The sequence below is a fragment of the Tabrizicola sp. TH137 genome (assembly GCF_002855575.1).
GTDB lineage: Bacteria > Pseudomonadota > Alphaproteobacteria > Rhodobacterales > Rhodobacteraceae > Paragemmobacter.
Genome location: NZ_PKRQ01000021.1, coordinates 1 through 17,060, shown reverse-complemented (window position 1 = coordinate 17,060; position 17,060 = coordinate 1). Strand labels below are relative to the sequence as shown.

The following is a 17,060-nucleotide window of genomic DNA, read 5'->3' as shown; positions in this document are numbered from 1 at the left end:
CGCGACGACAGACACCGCTCGGGGCGAAGAACGCTTGCCCAGCGAGCAAAATCAGGCGATCTTGAAGTCAAGCGGCAGGCCACTTGGGGAATGTCGGTGAAAGAGGGGCGAGATTTACCGGATGCAGCTGAAAGGGCTTTGACATGACCACCGCGCCACAGGCCGTCTTGCGTTGGCGGATACTGGCAATCATCTGCACCGGTGTTGTCGGCGTGCTTGCAACATGGTTTTCGGCAACCGCGATCATGCCCGCATTGATCGTAGAATGGAATCTGTCAGCGTCACAGGCGGCATGGATGACCAATGCTGTGCAGGTCGGTTTCGTCGTGGGGGCAATCGGCGCATCGCTTGTCAACCTGCCCGACATTATCTCCATGCACCGGCTGATGACTGCATCAGCGGTGCTGGCTGCACTGGCCAATGCAGCACTGCCCTTTTTGGGGCCAGAGGGTGCGATTGCCCTACGCTTTCTGACCGGCATGGCTCTGGCGGGGGTTTACCCGCCCGCCCTCAAGTTGATGGCAACATGGTTCGTACAGGGGCGTGGACTTGCACTGGGCTTCCTGATTGGCGCGCTGACGCTGGGGTCATCCATGCCGCATCTGGTGCGCGCAATGACCAGTGGGCTGGACTGGCGTGCGGTGGTCTGGGCAACATCGATCTCGGCTCTGGTCGCAGCCCTGATGTTCGCGACCCTGTTACATGAAGGCCCTCATCCTTTTGGCAAGGCCAGCTTCGACCCACGCAAAGCGTTGGCAGTCTTTTCCAACAGGCCGCTGCTTCTGGCCAATATCGGTTATTTCGGGCATATGTGGGAACTCTATGCCATGTGGGCGTGGATTGTGACCTTTGCCACTGCGGCCGAGGCGGGTCTGAATACCTTTCCTTTTGGATCAGCGTCCATGTTCAGCTTTATTGTCATCGCATCAGGTGTCCTGGGGTGCTTGTTGGGTGGCTGGCTGTCCGATCGCATAGGGCGCTGCCTGACCTGCGCAGGGATGATGCTGGTGTCGGCGGGTTGTGCAGCCCTGATCGGGCTGTTCTTTGATGGCCCCACGTTCATCCTCGGGCTTTTGGCTGTTGTCTGGGGAATTTCGGTGGTCGGTGACAGCGCCCAGTTTTCAGCAGCGGTGACAGAACTGGCCGACAGCGCATTTGTTGGCACCGCCCTGACATTGCAGATGGGGATCGGATTTGCGCTGACCGTGCTGGCCATCTGGGGCCTTCCTCTCTTTGCAGAGCTGATCGGCGGTTGGCAATGGGCCTTTCTCTTTTTGCTGCCGGGGCCGCTGGTTGGAGCATGGGCAATGCTGACTCTGCGTGCCCGCCCTGAAGCCAGAAATCTTGCCCAAGGCGCCCGTTAGGCGCAAAACGCCATGGCGTGCGTAAAGCCCTTTGCCAAACGCGGGACAAGATATGTGGGCACAGTCAAAGCCTGCCCTGCCGGATCAAGACCCCTGTCAGCAGAATCCCATGCAGGTCATTGCGACAGGGGTGGCAAAGCCCTGCCGCTGACATCCGGGCATTGAACATGGCCGTCGGTGCAACTGCTGCCTGTTCTGCCTATTGCGGGATTGTTTGATGTGACCCCATTTGCCGCCGCTTTTGCGGGGTACTGACGCCAATTGCAGCCACCGCAAGACGCACCGCAGCTTCCATCGCATCGATGACCACCACACGGTGTTTGCGGCACAAATACGGAACTATGTGAGAAACTTGGTATATCCGAGTGAGAAAGCAGAGCAAGGGAAGGTTCTTTCCAGATTTTTTGAAAAATTGCGGGCACTTCAGATGGAGTGGACTTCCATCTTGGACCCGGCACACTCCAGCGGAAGATCTCCATCAACAGAAAAATTGCCACCCACCCCGGGCCACAAGAGGTCTGCACCAAAGAAGCTTGTGGTGACTTTTGATGATGGAACAACGATATGTGAAGGTTCTTCAAGTGAGACTTTTGCGCTATGTATTGCAAAGATTGGCGTCGAGAAGATTAAAGATCTCGGTTTGGAGAGGTATGGACTTCCGCTTGTTTCCACGACGAAATCAGAGAAGTACTCTTCAGCGCAAATTGGCAATCTGCACTTGATCACGCATTTCAACGCCGAGGACAAAAGGGCGATCCTCAGGAGCATCGGAGAATTGATCGGCATAAGTCTTGATGTCTCGATAGAGTAACACGTTGTCGGCAATTCTTCTCGTTTGATCGCTTGGGTGGCGGAAAGGCCTCAAGTAGTAACATCCAATGCCGAAGCTAGTAGGGAAGCCAGCTTTTTTGCTAGGAACGGCGGCACGGCGTTCCCAACCTGAACGTACTGCTGGGTCCGGTTGCCGATGAACAGGTAGTCGTCAGGGAATGTCTGCAGACGTGCAGCTTCACGCACCGTCAAGCTGCGGCACTGCGCAGGATCGGGATGGATGAAGTAATGACCATCCTTCGAGATGTGGCTCGTGACCGTGGTCGATGCCTCGTCCGCCAGTTGAACCCGGAAGCGGTCATTGAAGACACCGCTGTGCCAGTTGCGGTGATCGGGGCTGAGCACCAGAGGAAAATCGGCAGCCTTCGGGCTGTAACCAAAGACGGCCCCGAACACGGCAGCAAACAGGTAACGGCCCAGATCCGACGCCATGTGCCCGCGCGTCTCGTGCTGGGCGATCGCGCGGAGTTCTGGTCGTTCGATCCACTTGAGCAACGCATCGTTCGAAGTGCCATAGCCATCCGGCAAACGTGTCGCTACCCGAACGGTAGGCGTGTTTTCCTTCACTCGCTCCGAAACGGTCAGGAACGCTTCACGGAGCGCACGTTTCTCCTTCCCCTTGGAGATGCCGGCCAGCAGCTTGGCGGCGTCGAGGACTTCTCCTCGCCAGGCAGCCGCATCGTCGCGCCCGCGGCTGATGCCGCTTCGCAAGGCGGGCATCGTTTCGATGACATCGCGGACAGTCCGCGCCATCCCGGATACAGCGATCTCCGCATCGGCGGCCCGTCCTGCGAGGTCCGAACGGATGCCGATAATGATCACCCTGTGGCGACGCTGTGGGACTCCGAACGCCTCGGCGCGCACGATAAAGTCCGAGGGCTGTGCGGCCGCCTGCAGGCTGGCCTTGCCATCCTCTACCCGGACGCAACGAAGTTCGTAGTGATGGGCGTGACCCGTGCCGAGCGACGACAGATCCTCCATCAGCATCTCGAAAACCAGTCGGCTCTCGACCGTGGACGAGAGCATGCCCTTGACGTTTTCCATCACGAAGGCGGCGGGGCGAAGCTTGTCGAGGACCCGGATGTATTCGCGAAAGAGGTAGTGCCGCGCATCCTCCTCCGGGACGTAGCCGACCTTGCCTCTGGAGCGGACGCGCCCCACCAGGGAATAGGCCTGACAGGGAGGGCCGCCGATCAGGATCGTGTCGTCGTACTTTGCCTTCAGCGTCGCGATGGCACGATCTATGGCGGTCGCCGCGGCCCCGGTGCCGAGCTCAAGCGCGCGAGCTTCGTCGATGGCATGCTGCCACGCTTCGGCATCGACGGCTGACCAGTCCGGTTCGGATGCCAGCCCGGCATGGAAATCGATGAACTCTTTCGGCAAGACGCCATGACGTGCACGGTACTCGCGCAGAAAGGCGCGCAGCGTCAGGGTCCGATGAGCCGACGCCTCCTTCTCGACCGAAATGCCGATCCGGAACGGCGCATGGCCGTCCTCGACCAGGGAAGCGAACCCCTCGCCAAGTCCGCCCGGGCCGGCAAACAGATCGACAATGGCGAAAGTGGAAGGCAAATCAGGCTCCTGACGAATTTCATTCAGCCGGTGTATACTAGGTTCAGGGACGAAAACCAGGACGGATGTGACCGATATCGTGGATCAGGAGACCCGTTCCCGGATGATGTCGGGGATCAGGGGAAAGAACACTAGGCCCGAGCTGGCTCTCAGGCGGGCATTGCACGCGCGCGGTTTCCGCTTCCGGCTTCATTCCGGCAAGGTTCACGGTCGACCGGACCTTGTCCTTCCGAAGCACCGCGCCGTGGTCTTCGTGCACGGCTGCTTCTGGCACCGACACGAGGGGTGCCGCTACGCGACCGTACCGGCAACCCGGCCAGAGTTCTGGCGGGCGAAGTTCGATGCGAATGCCGCTCGAGACAGCGCCGTTCGCACAAGCCTCCTCGAAGAAGGGTGGCGCGTGGCGACGGTATGGGAGTGCGCCCTGCGGAAGCCGGAACAGGTGGCAGCCTCGACGGAAAGCCTGTCGATCTGGCTGCGAACAGAAGAACTTCAGATCGAGATTGGCGACAACAACGCACGTCGATCCTGAGCGGAGCACGCTACGCTATTCACAGGCCCGCGCCTGGTCGCGCATGACGGCGTAATCGCTCAGCATTTCCACGATCACCGATCCCTCCGGCAGCCCAGCCAGTTCCTCGGCCGCCCGCGCCCGGAGCTCCCGGCCATACTCGACCACGGGCGGGCACGTCGCGAGCCTGCTGTCCTCAGAACTCACCGCCGCGCAGCCTGTCAGCGAGATCGTCGCGATCGCGGGGACGGCGAGCCGCCGCTTCCAGCATCCGGCGTTGGACATCATTGGCCTTCTCCGCGGTTTCAAGACGATCGGCGAGGCTTCCCGCGCGCTCGCCAGACCGCCGAAGCGAAAACAGGAACAGGAGCACGGCGAGGATGATGGCGCCGTGGCGCAGCGCCGCCCGTATCCATGGGCTTGTGGCGATCACGGTGAGGAGCCCACCGATCATCGCCGCCCCCGCTTCCAGTCATCGAGCCTGGCGTAGATCGTCACCGCGATGCCGCCGAGAGCGACGGCAATGAACACCCAGCGCAACGTATCAAGATACGGCACGAGCGGCAGGATCGCGGTCTGAGTCTCGGCGAGGACGCTCTGCGCCACCTCTACGCCCGCCGCGCCCAGCGTCGCCACTCCAGCCGCCCCACCACCGCGCAGCGTGCGACTTTCCGACAGAACCTCGCGCGCAGGCGGCAGTTCCGGTGCAAACGGCACCGGCCGCACTGGGAAAGGATCGCCCCAGGACCGGGCGGGCCCGAGGTCGATGTGCATGAAGCCCGAGCGGGGATAGTATCCGAAGCCGAGGAACCCGACCGATCGCGCCGCTGCCTCGAAGGCCGCAGGATCGTGGTTCGCCATGGCGATGTCAAAGGCGGTGCCTTGCATGTGTTTCGAGGCCGGGGCCCCGCCGACAGCGTGGTTGTGCTCGGGGCTGCGATAGGCGGATCGGACGATCAGCGGTTTGCCGAGGCGGTCGCGCAGCTCCTGCAGCTTGTCCATCGCCTCGGTGTTGATCTTGATCGCGCCGGTGCCGCGGCAGGCGATCTCCGCGGGCGAAAAGCTGGACCAGCGCCACGCCTTCTCGGGAACGTCGCGCCAGGTGGGGAAAGACAGGGTCGGCATGGTGGATCCTCCAAATGGAAAAACCCGCCTTGGGGGCGGGCGAGGTGGTGATTTTGATGATGAAATCAGCAGTGCCTCCCCGTCAGGGTGCGCTGCCAAAGATCTTCAGCTTGATCGCGATGCCTGCGAGCAGCGCCAGGATCACGCCGGTGGTGATCAGGTGGACCGCGCTCTGGACGGCAGTGCGGCGCACGAAGCGGATGGCATCGAGCAGCGCACGGAGATCGCGGATGTCGAGGGCAGCTTCCTTGCCGTCGAGCCCTGCGTCGGCCAGCGCCCGCTTCGCCCCCTCTTCTGCCGCCCGCGCGAGGAGTTCCTCGAACTCGGCATCCGGCATGCGGACATGGCCATCTCCGGAACGGCGCGGGCTCATGCGGAAAGGATCCCGACTTCGGCAGGCACCGTGACCGATGTCCAGGCGCTGCTGTCCGTGGGGTTCAGCGCCCATGTGGAATAGACCGACCTCGGCGCAAGAGACGGCACGGTTACCGGGGCCGCATCATGGTTGACCCCACCTATGCGCAGGAAACCCGCGACCATCTGCGGCCCCACTGTCCCCGCCTGTGCGATCTGCTTCACATGCACGCCCGCGATGGCTGCGACAGCCGCAGGCCCGGTCGGCCCGGTCAGCGAGAAGGATAGCCGCTGCCCGGCCGTGTTGCTGGACACGCGTGTGCCGACATCCTCGTCCTTCAGCGCGTCGATGCTGCCCACCATCTGGCTGAGGGTCGCGATGGCGTTGGGGGTACGCCGCACGAAGCGCCGCCCGATAGTCGATACCCCGTCCAGCACCGCGAAATGCGCATAGTACCAGGTGCGGCTGCTGGCAGAGCCGTGAAGTCCGACATTCGGGAACACGATCTGGACCGGCTTGCCCTTGCCTTGGGAGTTGGCGGCTGTAGCCGTGCTCTGGAGAACGCCGTCGACGTAGAAGTCGATGATGATGCTGGCCCCCACCGCCACGCGGACGTCGATCCATTGCGGCTGGCCATTCGGCGGGCTGTAGCTCGAGTTGCCCTGAACGACCGTGTCGCCACGGGCGATAGCATGATGGCGGCGGGTGCTGGTGAGAGGCTGGATATGCGCGATCCGGACGAAGTTCGCGTCGTAGAAATCGACGAACCCTGCATTGCCTTCGGTGATGAGGTCGGCTTCCCCGCTCGGCGGAACATACCGAAACCCCAGCCAGAGATCGCCAGAGGGTGCCGCAAATCCGAGGGAAAACGGCATCGCGAAACTGCGCGATCCACTAAAACGGATGCCGTTCACGTCGAGGTTGGCGTCGAACCCGATGGCGGTCGTGTTCAAGAGTCCGGAGATGCCCGAGACGTCGGTCGGCTGGTGGCCGAGATGCAGGATGTAGCTCATGGCAGTTCCACTTCGATGTAGAGGTTAGCTTGGGTCCAGGTGGCCCCGCGGCCCCCACCGTGCTCGATGAAAAACGCGGTATCTGCGGCGGTGAGATGTGCCCCGCCACCCCGGCTGATCCAGAGGGAGGCTCCCGCTACGCTGAGGCCTCGATCCCAGCCGATCTCGAGGAAGGCTGCGGCGTCGAAGATGCGGAGGTCGGGATCGAGGTAACCAAGCGCCGTCACGCCGGGAGGCACGGGGTAGCTGAACTGAGAGGGGAGCGAGCGAAGCGTGCCGCCATCGCCTAGATTGCGCCCCTGGATTTGCGGATAGAAGGCCGAGCTTCCGCCTGCGGTCCAGGTCGCGGCGCCGCTCACCGGATCGTCGCGCCAGACTCCGTTCTTCCCGATCCAGAGGCGGCCGAGGGCCGGATCGAGGACGAACATCAGCACATCATTCGCGCCGAAGGTCGGCAGACCAGTCAGGCTTTGTTGGGCCGTTGTAGTTGCCGAGGACCAGAGCGCCCCTGTGCCACGCCAGCCGATCGAGCCCAGCGTGATGGGGTTGAGGCCTGCATTGAACTCCTCACGCTGTGCGGCCGCGACGACGCCTATGTAGCCGTCGAAGGTTGCGGCACCCGGGGCGCAAAGGACTTCCCAATAGCGCCGCCCATCCGTGGGCAGGATCGCCTTGGCGGTCGGCACCCAGCGCAGGTAGTTCGTGCCGCCCGAGGTGTTGACGGCGGTCTGATTGCCGTTCGACAGGGTATAACCCGAAGGGCGGCGAGTGGTGTCCAGCTGCCAGACTGCGCCGATATCGACCGGTGGTGCGGCATCGCCGCCTTGGGCAAGGATGGCGCCGCGCATCATCAGAAGGCTCATGCGACGGCTCCTGCCAGGGCACCCTGGATGATCCAGGCATCGGCGCCGCGTTTCACGAGGGCCGCCCCTGACCATTGGCCGTCGAGGGCAACGGAACCGCCCACCACGCCATTAAGCGATACCCCTGCCGCAGCCGTCACTGTCGCGACCCCGGCGCCAACCTGCGTCACGTTGATCAGCGCGCCGAACTCGAAGGGAACGGTCGCCTCTGGGGGAATGGTCACTGTGACAGCTGAGGAACCGGTGGTCTCAATGATGCTACCGAGATCGACGGCTCCCAGCGTATGGCTGGTGGCGGTCAGGGTCCGGATGCGCACGATGCCTGGTCGCGGCACCTCGACCCATGATCCGGCCGCGAAACGCACATGCCGCGCCTCATCGACGATCCAGACCTGCCAGCCCTCCTGCGGGGTGAGATAGACCCATGCCGCGGCTCCGGCGGGTGACTGGTCCCAGAGCGCCAGCGCATTGGCGTTGACCCCGTCTGCGGCGGGCACGATGGCGACCTGGCCCGCGGTGCCGGTGGCAGGAAGTGCTGCAGTCCGTGACGTGGCACGCGGCTGTACCAGCGCAGACAGGCGTCGCAGGTCTTCGCTAAGACTGGTGCCCCAGTTCCGCTGGCCGGGATCGTAGAAGGCGCGCAGCCCCAATCCCGGCATGATCCGTTCCGGCATGCTCGTCCTCGCTCGTTATCGTGAATTCCGGGGTCAGGTGCCCCAGAGGAAACCCCAACCGCGATCCCATCCGGCGGCGAAGGGTGCCGTCAGCCGAAACCAGCGCGCTTCGCGATCCGTGACCCAGCTTCCCTCGACCAGACGCCGCGAGCGGACGGCCAGTTCGATCTCAGCCGTCCGATCCGGGGCGCCGAGTTCCGGGATGGCCTCAGGCGCGAGGGTCCAGCTGGCGGCACTGCCCGCATCAATCACCACGCCCGCAGGCAGGATGGCTACACCCGTGTCCGGGTCTACCCAGCGCACCTCGATGATGTAGCTGACCCCCGGTTCCGGCCCGATGGAGGCGCCGGTGTGATCGACGATCACGGGACTGGTCTGCGTCAGCCGGTCCCGATGGGTCCAGGTCAGGGCAAGACTGCCAATGACGAGCGCATCGACATTCGGGGCGAAGCTGCCGTTACCTTGTACACGCCCGGGCGGCAGCGGCCGGATCGCACGACGGTCCAGCGTCACGGCATCTTCCGGTGCCAGCGCAAATGCCAGCGTGCCGCGCCCGGTCTCGGGCAGGAGGCGGGCGGCCAGCGTCTCGCCCGCCGCCCAGCTGTCCTCGGTGATCCGCGCGACCCCATCGAAGAAAATGACCGACGTGCCCGAGGGATGCGCGCGCGGGACGGTATCGAGGCATCCACGTCCAACTGTGATGCTGGTGGGCGTGATCCCATCCACGCGGACCAGTTCGCCATCGATGCTGGCGAGCGTTCCGATCTCGACCTCGCCGATATCACGCCAGCCGGTGACCGGGATCACGCACGCTTCCGGGCTGTCGGTCAGGTCCGAGGCCAGCAGTGCGGTCGGGGCGAAAGCAACCACGCCCTCCTGCGCGGGGCCGGTGCCGGGATCGATCCAGAGCTGGGCCGCCAACGCATCAGCGCTGGGGCGTTCGCCGGTGGCGACCAGCGCGCCTGCATCCGGATCCTCGGCAAGGCGCCGGTCGGCCTCACTGTGGCCAAGCTCGCGGACGAGAAGCCAGTACGGGGCTTCCTCGACCATGCGGCGCGCGAGTGCCCGCGGCGGGGCGGCCACACCGGTGCCGGTCGGCATCCGTCCGCCCGCGATGGCGGTGGTGCCCAGCGCGAAGACGTCCTCGGCGATCTTCAGCCGGATGCCGTTGTCGCGACCATCGCCCTGTCCGATCTCGGAAATCCGCATCACCACATCGGCAAGCCCCAGACGTGTCGAGCGCAGCCGGATCACATCGCCGGGTCCGAGATCGGCGCCTTCGCGGTTGACGACGATCTCGCCAGTCAGGAGCGGGGCGGATAGAGCGCGCAGGTCGCGTTCGGCGACCCGGACGGCGAGCCCCTGATAGCGGATGCCGGGATAGTCGAGCGTGGTCGCCAGCACCTCGCCCATGGACTGGACGCGGGCCGTGTCGGTCACAGAAACCGCTCCGGTGTCGTCGGTCCAGGCATCGGTGAAACGTACTGTCACTGAGTTCACGAGATCGGACGGGGATCGGCGACCAAGACGGCCCCAATCCACCACATTGGTCTCGTCGAACAAGGGCAGCGTTGCTGCGGTGTAATCTGCCCGGATCAGCTTCAACTCCCACAGCCCCGTGCGCCGGTCGATGAAGAGCGTGGCGTCGATATGGTCGAGGACGCTGGCGATGAACTCCTCGATGGAGGAGTCCTGCTGCCAGATCAGCGAGAGGCCGAAGCCCTCTGTATAGAGCGCATCCGCCGCCGCCGTGAAACTCGCGCCGATCTCGACCGAGGAATAGCCCAGTCCCCAATCCCGGTTGGTGAGGCATTCCCGGATGATATGAGCCGGGTTCATGTCCGGGCCGTTGCCGAAGGCGCCGCGCAGGGAGGCGACCAGCGCTTGCGGATTGCCGGGCGGAATCACTGGCACGCCATCGACGGGGGTGTTGTCGATCTGGGCCGTGTAGGACGTGTTCGCGAGCGAGATGTTGAAGCCGAAGATATCGGCAGGCGGCAGGGTGCGGATGATAGCGAGGGCCGCATCGACCGAGGAGACGGGCGATGGCTCACCATCGGTCACGAAGATGACGATCCGGCGCTTGGACCCACCACCCGCGAAGAAGGCATTTGCCTCGGCAAAGGCCGCGTTGAAGCTGGTGCCACCGTTGGTGAAGTTGGAGATCCCGAGCATCCAGGCCTCGAGCGCGGCATAGTCCGCAGGCCCCATGTTGCGCCGCTCGATCGATCCGGCGACTGCCGCGTTCCAGAGGACGATCCGGATGTCGTTGGGTCGGTCGGGATCCACGCCTGCGGCAATCTCGCGGATCAGCGCCGCGACGCCTGCTTTCTGTGCCGACATGCGGGTTCCCGACATGGAGCCCGAAACGTCGAGGGCGATGTAGATCGCCGCATCCGAGATGTTGGCCTCCGGGACGATGGCGGCCTTCTCGGGATACCATTGTGCCGCGCCTGCCTCGCCAGTCAGCACGCGGGTGACGCGCACAGCCCATGGCTTGAGATACGGGTTGATGCCAAGATAGACCTGTCGCAGGACAAGGCTGCAGAGGCCACGGTAAGCAGGCACATCCCCGCCCATGCGCGCGGTGAGGTAGTCGTTCGGCCCCTGGCCCGGTCCGCCCATCAGCACATCGACATCGCCGCGGATACCACCCTCCCGGCTTTCGCCACCGAAAAGGTCGGGTTTGTCGATCCGGATGCGGCCGCCACCCGCGCCGGTATTGCTGGCGCCGGTCGTGGCCTCGAACACCTCGACGGTCTGGGCGGCGAAGCTCAGCGCCTCAGGCAGGACCGTCCAGCGCGTGATGTTGGTCGCGGCATCGAAGGTGACGGCCTGCAGGGTGATCGTCTGGCTCGACCCGTTGGCGAGGGCCAGGCGGTAATCGCGTCCGATGCGGACGCCAGCCTGCGTGCCGGGAAAGCTGAGGGTAGCGCCGCTGTCGCCCGCAAGTGCCGCGGTGGCGGCCATACCCGTGACGGTGCCAATGCGGGTCTCGACCGCTGCGCCCCCGCCTCCCGAAGATCCCCCGCCGGTCGTGACGGACCAGGCGGTGCGGCGGTCGACGAGGATCTCGCGGATGGCGTCGACCGGCCCATGGCAGAGCGCAAGATGCACGCCCAGCGAGTAGCGATAGCCGACAGTCTGGGCCTTGCTCCTACCGCCCAACGCTGGCCTCCGGCATCATCGACGCACGTGCTTCAGCCTGCAGGATCACCGGTTCCACCAAGGCGTCGCCCGTGGCGCGGAGCGTCTCGACGTCGATGCCGCCGTCGAGAAACGCCTGCCAGTCCAGCCCATGCCGCAGAAACCATGGCCGCACGCCTGCAAGGCAGTAGCGCGCCGCGCGCAGGTCCTGGATCATCACGCGGGTCACTTCTTGCCGCCTTTCTTCTGGATCGGATCAACCCTCAGGTCCCCGGCCCAGACGACATTCGGGCCGGTGATGAGCACGGTGCCGAAGACTACCGGGATCGGTCGGCCTTCTTCAGCCGTGGGCAGCGTGAAATCGTCGAGCCCCGCGGCCTGGGGCTTCTCGACCTTGGGCCGCGGGCTCAGAGCATAGGAAATCGCAGAGAGCACGAGCCCGAGAACGAGCCGCGCGATGAAGGTCCAGACCATGATGGATGCTCAGACGATTGAACTGCCGCCAAACGGGTTGCGGCCGGGGATCTCGGGGAAGCCGCCGAAGTTCGCGAGGTTGCCGAACTTGGCAGCACAGGTGGCCGCACGCAGGTCGCAACCGGGCGCGATATCAGCGACTACGGGCAAAGGGTCGCCGGTCTCAGGATCGACCTCGGGAGCGGCCAGCGCCGCCGAAACCTCGGGTATCGGCCGGGACAGGGTCAGGGTCGTTCCAAGATGACCGATGACGAACCCAAGTTGGACCCCGAACCTCAGCACCCCTCCGCGAAACCAGCCATCGGGCTGGCCCGCCGCCTCGGGAATGGTCAGGGCATTACCCGCGACGGCCGTCACGGTGCCGGTCTGCCAATGGAACCCGATATCGAGCCCGCAACCTCGGCCATAGAGCGCGTGGCGGCAAAGGCGCTGGTACTTTGCGCGCACCCCGGCCCGGCGCAGGGTGCTGAAGACGGACTCGCAGTTCAGCAGGATTCGCACGCCCTCGATCTCGGCCCCAACCACACGGCCCTTCCAATACGCGACGGTCTCGCCCAAAACCTGCTCATGGCCACGGAAGATGGTCAGCGTCACGGGCGTATTTCCCAAGGGGGCAATGAAGCGGCGTGCGAAAGGATGCGACAGAGGCCAGGTCAGTTCCAGCCTCCCGCGTTCGATCTCGCTGGTCTGCACGACATCACCATGGGAGATGGCGGCGGCTTCCCAGCTGATTGTGTCGCCCTCGCTGCCTGCACTGGTCCAATCCGTGGTCCGGCTGGTGAAGCGCCAGACCTGATCACCCTCGACGAACTGGTAGAGGTAGTAAGGGCGGCCCTCGACAGGGGAGGCCTCGATGGTGGCGTAGGTCATTTTGGATGAACCGATTGCAGCTCGAGATACCGCATGCCCCGCGGCCATTGCGCTGCACGAGGCCCGCGCTTGGGAAGGGGCGAAGACAGATGTTCGACAGTGCCTTTCCTTTGGCTTGAGCAAAGGCTTGGCAAACCATAGGCTTGGCTGAAGTAACGGCGCAGTTTGGCTGATCGGGATAACATTAGCAGGAATGACGATGAACATTGACCTGAGCACAAAAACGGACGCCCAGATCAACGCGCTCATCAAGAACCACGAAGATCAGAATGCGCGGGATCGTCCGATCTATCCGCTACTTCTGGAAGAACGTGCGCGGCGTGCACAAGCCAAGGGGCGTCTCGATTTCAACAAGTCAATCGGGCTACTGCGAGACGCCGCGATCAAGCAGACCTGTACCTCTTACGGTCAGATTGCCGAGGCAAGCGGAGTTGAATGGAGTGTCGCCCGTCACCAGATGAACGGGCCCAATGGCCATCTGGACCGGCTTCTGGATCTTTGCCATTCCCGCGGACTGCCGATGTTACCCGCTATCTGTGTGAACAAGCCGAACCTCCTTGTTGGCGACCTTGACCCCACCGCTCTTTCCGGTTTTGCCAATGGAGCGCGGCGACTGGGGTACGACTTCACTGATGACCGCGCATTTCATCGCTCGTGCCAAGAAGAGTGCTGGGCATGGGGACGGGAACAGAAGGCGTGAGGCAGTTTTCATCTCGACTTCCTCGCAAGTGCAGCGACCGCATGGCAACCCAAGCCTACGCTATTCCTTGATCTCGACGACCGGCATGGTCACCTCGCTAGCCACAGGCCCGTGCCGGATCTCGATCCGATCCGCGTCCAACCGCACCAGCGTCAGGAAATGCACCTTGATCCCGATGGCCACCGGCTCGCCGAGGCTGGAGGACAGCGTCAGCCGATGATCCGCACCATCCGCCACAGCCGCGGTGATCGTCCGGAACCGCAACCCGCTCGGCATCTCAAGCAGGATCGCGCGCCCGACATAACCCGCCAGTTCCGCAACGGGCACGACGCGCATCAGCGTGGATCCTGACGTCATTGCTGTCCGCAGCTGCAGCTCCCGCCCAAAGGTCGGCAGCCAGAAACTTGCCTGCCGCCCACGCAGAGACCAGAGCCAGCGGCGCAAGGCCCAACGTTCCGCCGCGCCCTGCGCCTTCAGGGTAAACGCCTCACTGCGCTCGAACAGATCGCGCAGCGGTTCGACCACGACCGGCCCGAAGCCGTTGTCGACGTATTCCACGGCGCGACGCAGGCTGGCGGTGATCGGCGAACGGGTCAGGCTCGGGTCGGTCTGGACCGGACGGCCGAGATAGGTTGGCATGACCGGTGCGGACAAATCAGGAGCATCGCGCAGCAGGAAGGTGGCCGTGACCATGCCGTCATTCTGGCGGCGACGTGCGAGCTCGACGGGGGCAGACAGTACGCCGAAACGGACGGGTGCAACGGCGATGCGCGTCGCAGCCACGGTTGCTGCGGGTAGCTGTGCGGCCAGTGGTTCCACCAGGATCAGCCGATCCGTCTCGACGACTGCGATCTCCGTGACGGATGCCTCACGCCCGTCCACGGCGATGGCCACCGCGTCCCCCGCCCGGAAATCCGCCACGCCGGTGTCGACGGCAATCTCGGTCGCCCCCTGCGCCAGATCTACATTCGGCTGCACCGCAATGTGCCAAAGCGGCACCCGCCATTCCCCGACAAACCCCGCCCGCGCCAGCTCCGCCGCCCGTGCCATGCCCAGCGCATCGCAGCGATGCTGGAAGGTGACGATCTCCCGCGGGGTGGACCGGAGCGCGATTCGCTGCTCGCCTGCCTCGGACTGCAGCACATCGGTGCGCCATTCCAGAAGCTCGGTGATCTCCTGCGCCGCCGGAAAGGGCCAGAGCGGCGGCCGGTCGTCCGGTTCAGGCATTGATGGCACCCCGGTTGCGGCGGATCACGTTCAGGATGGCCCGCTCGCCCGAGGGCGTGGCGAGATAGTCCCCGACGACAGATGGGTCGAGTACGTTGATGATGCGCGTCGACATGGAGGACCCCGCGGCCGCGCCATCGCCATTCATCTCGACGCCAAGCCTGCCGCCTTTGCCACGACGCAGGGGCAGGATGGCTTCCGGCCCGGCCTCGCCCATGAGCCCCACACCTTTGGCGAAGGGAAACACCGTCGGCCGGTTCACGACGCCACCCCGCGCGAAGGCGGTCAGTTCCGCGCCACCCGCAAAGACACCACCCTTGGCAAAGCCGAAGAGACTGGCGAAGAACCCGCCGCCGCCCCCAGCACCTCCACCAGTGAAGGCGTTGATCAGGGCGTTCTCGATGGGCTTGAAGGCCAGATCGATCAGCCGGGTCGCGAGATTCTGCGCGATCCGAGAAATCGCCCCGGCGAAGGTCTCCCAGGTGAACTCACCCGAGGTCAGTGCCTCCTTGATCGGGCCGGTGATGTCCTGCGCGAGGCCCTGGGCAATCTCGCGCGACTTCTCCTGCGCCTTGCGCACCGCCTCGGCTGTGGCCTCCCAGCCATTCTTTGCCGCGTCTGCCCCCTCACGCAGGGCATTGCCCGCGCCGCGCCCCGAACTGCCAGCGGCGTCTGCGGCCTCCCCGGCACCCTGCAGGGCGGTCCCGAGTCCGCTCGCGGCCGTGCGTGCGTCCTCGAGCCCAGCTGCAGCCTCGCTCCCCGACGCCGAAACAGCATCCCGCAGGGCCGCCACGGATTGCAGGGGAGCGGTGGCCGCCGTCGCCACTTCGCCCATCATGTCGCGCAGCCGTGCGGCCTCGCCCCGTGCCGCCTCGGCAGCCGCCGACAGGCCCAGATCGGGCGGCGCGATGGGATCGCTGTTGAAGGCCGCCTCGAAGGCCGCACGCGCCTCCGCACCGGCATTGGCCGCAGCCCCCTCGAACGGGTTCTCGATCCCACCCAGCTCGATGGTGCCGATCAGCGGCACGCGCTTCTCGATGCCCAGCACATCGAGACCGGCGTTGATCCCTTCGAGGAAGCCGTCGATCCGCGCCGCTACGCCGTTCAGCATGGCCTCGACCCCGCCGATCAGCGCATTGGCCGCGCCATAGGCGAACTCGCCGATGGTGGCAGGCAGCGCCGACCAGAGCACCTTCACCGCCTCCATCGCCCCCTGGAAGGTGTTCAGCGTCGCGCTCGCGAAGCCCACTACCGCTTCGAGCCCTGTCTGCAAGGCGGCGGTGATGCCCGCACTGATCTCCGCCCAGCCCGCCATGATCGAGAGACCCAGCGCGACCGTGCCAAGCTTCATGCGGTCCCAGACCTCGCGGGCAAGATCGCCGAGGAGCCCCAGCGCGGCCCCGACACTGCCTGTGCCTTGCACCAACCGTCCGAACTGGAAGATTAGTTCACCCGCGCCGACGATCAGCGCCCCGATGCCGGTGCGGATCAGCGCCCCGCGCAGGACGACGAGCGCGGTCGCGAGACCACGGACGGAGAGCGCGGCAGCTGCCAGCCCCGCCACCCAGCGCCCCGCCATAACTCCAACGAACGCTGCCGCATAGGAGGCCATACGGCCGAGGTTCTCGCCCAGCGCATCAAGGGCTGTCCGCAAAGCGCCGCCTTCGGAGGCAAGCGCCACGAAGGCCTCGGCAAGCCAGGTGACGGCAGGCGCCACAGCGACGGCGATCTGGTTGCGGATCCCGTCAAAGACCATGCCGAGACTGCCCAGCGCGATCTGGGTCTGGCGCAGCGAGGACAGCGCTTCGCCGTCGAGGATCGCGCCAACGGCACGCGCCTGATCGCCGAAACGGGTCATCTCGGCCCCTCCATCGCGCAGAAGCGGCAGAAGGCGTGTAGCATCCGAGGCCATGGCCTCGAGATAGAAGGTCATCTCCTGCTGGCTGAGCCCGGCCTTCTCCAGCGAGGTCACATAGAGCTGCAGTGCTTCCGGTCCCGAGAGGCGCGCGAACTCTTCAGCCGTCACGCCCACGCGCGGGGCGATCTGTTCGAAGAAGTCCTTCATCGGCCCGCCGCCGGTCTGCAGGAAATCCCCGACCCGGTCGTTCACGTCCTTGAGGATATCGGCCAGCTTGTCCTGCTCGACCCCGACCGTGCGAGCCCCGGCCGCCCAGCGCTGGAAGCTCTCAGGTGTGGCGTTTGCCACTTGCGCGAACTGCCGGATCTGGTCGGCGCTCTGGGCCGCATTGCGCACGATGATGCCAAGGCCTGCGGTGGCCGCGGACGCAGCCGCAGCCATGGCGATCCCGGCCCGCCGCGCAAAGGCGGCGAGCC

The 17,060-nt window shown here is 64.9% G+C and carries 18 protein-coding genes; 4 read left to right on the top strand and 14 right to left on the bottom strand.

Features of this window, described 5'->3' with window-relative positions; genetic code table 11:
* Nucleotides 1-143: 143 nt before the first annotated feature.
* On the top strand, nt 144-1,364 hold the full coding sequence (locus tag C0V75_RS22155; RefSeq protein ID WP_101923154.1) for an MFS transporter: 1,221 nt from the start codon (nt 144-146) through the stop codon (nt 1,362-1,364).
* Between the two features lie 427 nt (nt 1,365-1,791).
* Entirely contained in the window at nt 1,792-2,175 is a 384-nt protein-coding gene (locus C0V75_RS22875; RefSeq protein ID WP_143710502.1) for a hypothetical protein, read from the top strand.
* Between the two features lie 50 nt (nt 2,176-2,225).
* Here the strand turns inward: C0V75_RS22875 and C0V75_RS22150 are convergent, their stop codons facing one another.
* Nucleotides 2,226-3,767 carry a DNA cytosine methyltransferase gene (locus C0V75_RS22150; protein ID WP_101923153.1) on the bottom strand — a complete coding sequence of 514 codons (1,542 nt, stop codon included), beginning with the start codon at nt 3,765-3,767 and terminating at the stop codon, nt 2,226-2,228.
* Between the two features lie 67 nt (nt 3,768-3,834).
* Here C0V75_RS22150 and C0V75_RS22145 point away from each other — a divergent pair, with 67 nt between their 5' ends.
* Complete coding sequence (locus C0V75_RS22145) at nt 3,835-4,299, top strand: very short patch repair endonuclease (protein WP_101923152.1); 465 nt, start codon at nt 3,835-3,837, stop codon at nt 4,297-4,299.
* A gap of 15 nt (nt 4,300-4,314) precedes the next feature.
* Here the strand turns inward: C0V75_RS22145 and C0V75_RS24240 are convergent, their stop codons facing one another.
* The 11 genes from C0V75_RS24240 to C0V75_RS22090 all read right to left on the bottom strand — a co-directional run bounded on the left by C0V75_RS24240 (nt 4,315) and on the right by C0V75_RS22090 (nt 12,799).
* Nucleotides 4,315-4,446, bottom strand: a complete 132-nt coding sequence (locus C0V75_RS24240) for a hypothetical protein (RefSeq protein WP_371410718.1) — start codon at nt 4,444-4,446, stop codon at nt 4,315-4,317.
* Nucleotides 4,447-4,474: 28 nt separating this feature from the next.
* Nucleotides 4,475-4,732 carry a hypothetical protein gene (locus tag C0V75_RS22135; protein WP_101923150.1) on the bottom strand — a complete coding sequence of 86 codons (258 nt, stop codon included), beginning with the start codon at nt 4,730-4,732 and terminating at the stop codon, nt 4,475-4,477.
* A complete protein-coding gene (locus tag C0V75_RS22130) occupies nt 4,729-5,403 on the bottom strand; it encodes a D-Ala-D-Ala carboxypeptidase family metallohydrolase (RefSeq protein WP_101923149.1) in 675 nt (224 codons plus the stop codon). The genes C0V75_RS22135 and C0V75_RS22130 overlap by 4 nt, the downstream gene beginning before the upstream one ends.
* A gap of 82 nt (nt 5,404-5,485) precedes the next feature.
* Nucleotides 5,486-5,776, bottom strand: a complete 291-nt coding sequence (locus tag C0V75_RS22125) for a DUF6127 family protein (RefSeq protein ID WP_101923148.1) — start codon at nt 5,774-5,776, stop codon at nt 5,486-5,488.
* Entirely contained in the window at nt 5,773-6,771 is a 999-nt protein-coding gene (locus tag C0V75_RS22120) for an FscB (RefSeq protein WP_101923147.1), read from the bottom strand. Before C0V75_RS22120 ends, C0V75_RS22125 begins: the two co-directional genes overlap by 4 nt.
* Nucleotides 6,768-7,634 carry a hypothetical protein gene (locus tag C0V75_RS22115; RefSeq protein ID WP_101923146.1) on the bottom strand — a complete coding sequence of 289 codons (867 nt, stop codon included), beginning with the start codon at nt 7,632-7,634 and terminating at the stop codon, nt 6,768-6,770. Before C0V75_RS22115 ends, C0V75_RS22120 begins: the two co-directional genes overlap by 4 nt.
* Complete coding sequence (locus C0V75_RS22110) at nt 7,631-8,308, bottom strand: DUF2793 domain-containing protein (RefSeq protein ID WP_101923145.1); 678 nt, start codon at nt 8,306-8,308, stop codon at nt 7,631-7,633. Before C0V75_RS22110 ends, C0V75_RS22115 begins: the two co-directional genes overlap by 4 nt.
* Nucleotides 8,309-8,341: 33 nt before the next feature.
* Nucleotides 8,342-11,476, bottom strand: a complete 3,135-nt coding sequence (locus tag C0V75_RS22105) for a phage tail protein (RefSeq protein WP_101923144.1) — start codon at nt 11,474-11,476, stop codon at nt 8,342-8,344.
* On the bottom strand, nt 11,466-11,672 hold the full coding sequence (locus C0V75_RS22100) for a hypothetical protein (RefSeq protein WP_173861119.1): 207 nt from the start codon (nt 11,670-11,672) through the stop codon (nt 11,466-11,468). Before C0V75_RS22100 ends, C0V75_RS22105 begins: the two co-directional genes overlap by 11 nt.
* Nucleotides 11,673-11,680: 8 nt before the next feature.
* Nucleotides 11,681-11,929, bottom strand: a complete 249-nt coding sequence (locus C0V75_RS22095) for a hypothetical protein (protein WP_101923142.1) — start codon at nt 11,927-11,929, stop codon at nt 11,681-11,683.
* A gap of 9 nt (nt 11,930-11,938) precedes the next feature.
* Nucleotides 11,939-12,799, bottom strand: coding sequence for a phage BR0599 family protein (locus C0V75_RS22090; RefSeq protein ID WP_101923141.1), 861 nt, complete (start codon nt 12,797-12,799; stop codon nt 11,939-11,941).
* A gap of 199 nt (nt 12,800-12,998) precedes the next feature.
* On the opposite strand from C0V75_RS22090, the gene C0V75_RS22085 reads away from it, so the two are divergent.
* Nucleotides 12,999-13,499, top strand: coding sequence for a hypothetical protein (locus C0V75_RS22085; protein WP_216821508.1), 501 nt, complete (start codon nt 12,999-13,001; stop codon nt 13,497-13,499).
* Nucleotides 13,500-13,559: 60 nt separating this feature from the next.
* Here the strand turns inward: C0V75_RS22085 and C0V75_RS22080 are convergent, their stop codons facing one another.
* A complete protein-coding gene (locus C0V75_RS22080; RefSeq protein ID WP_101923140.1) occupies nt 13,560-14,726 on the bottom strand; it encodes a hypothetical protein in 1,167 nt (388 codons plus the stop codon).
* Nucleotides 14,719-17,060 (bottom strand): phage tail tape measure protein (locus C0V75_RS23390; protein WP_101923139.1); only part of this gene is annotated, 2,342 nt, incomplete at its 5' end. The genes C0V75_RS23390 and C0V75_RS22080, both read right to left, overlap by 8 nt.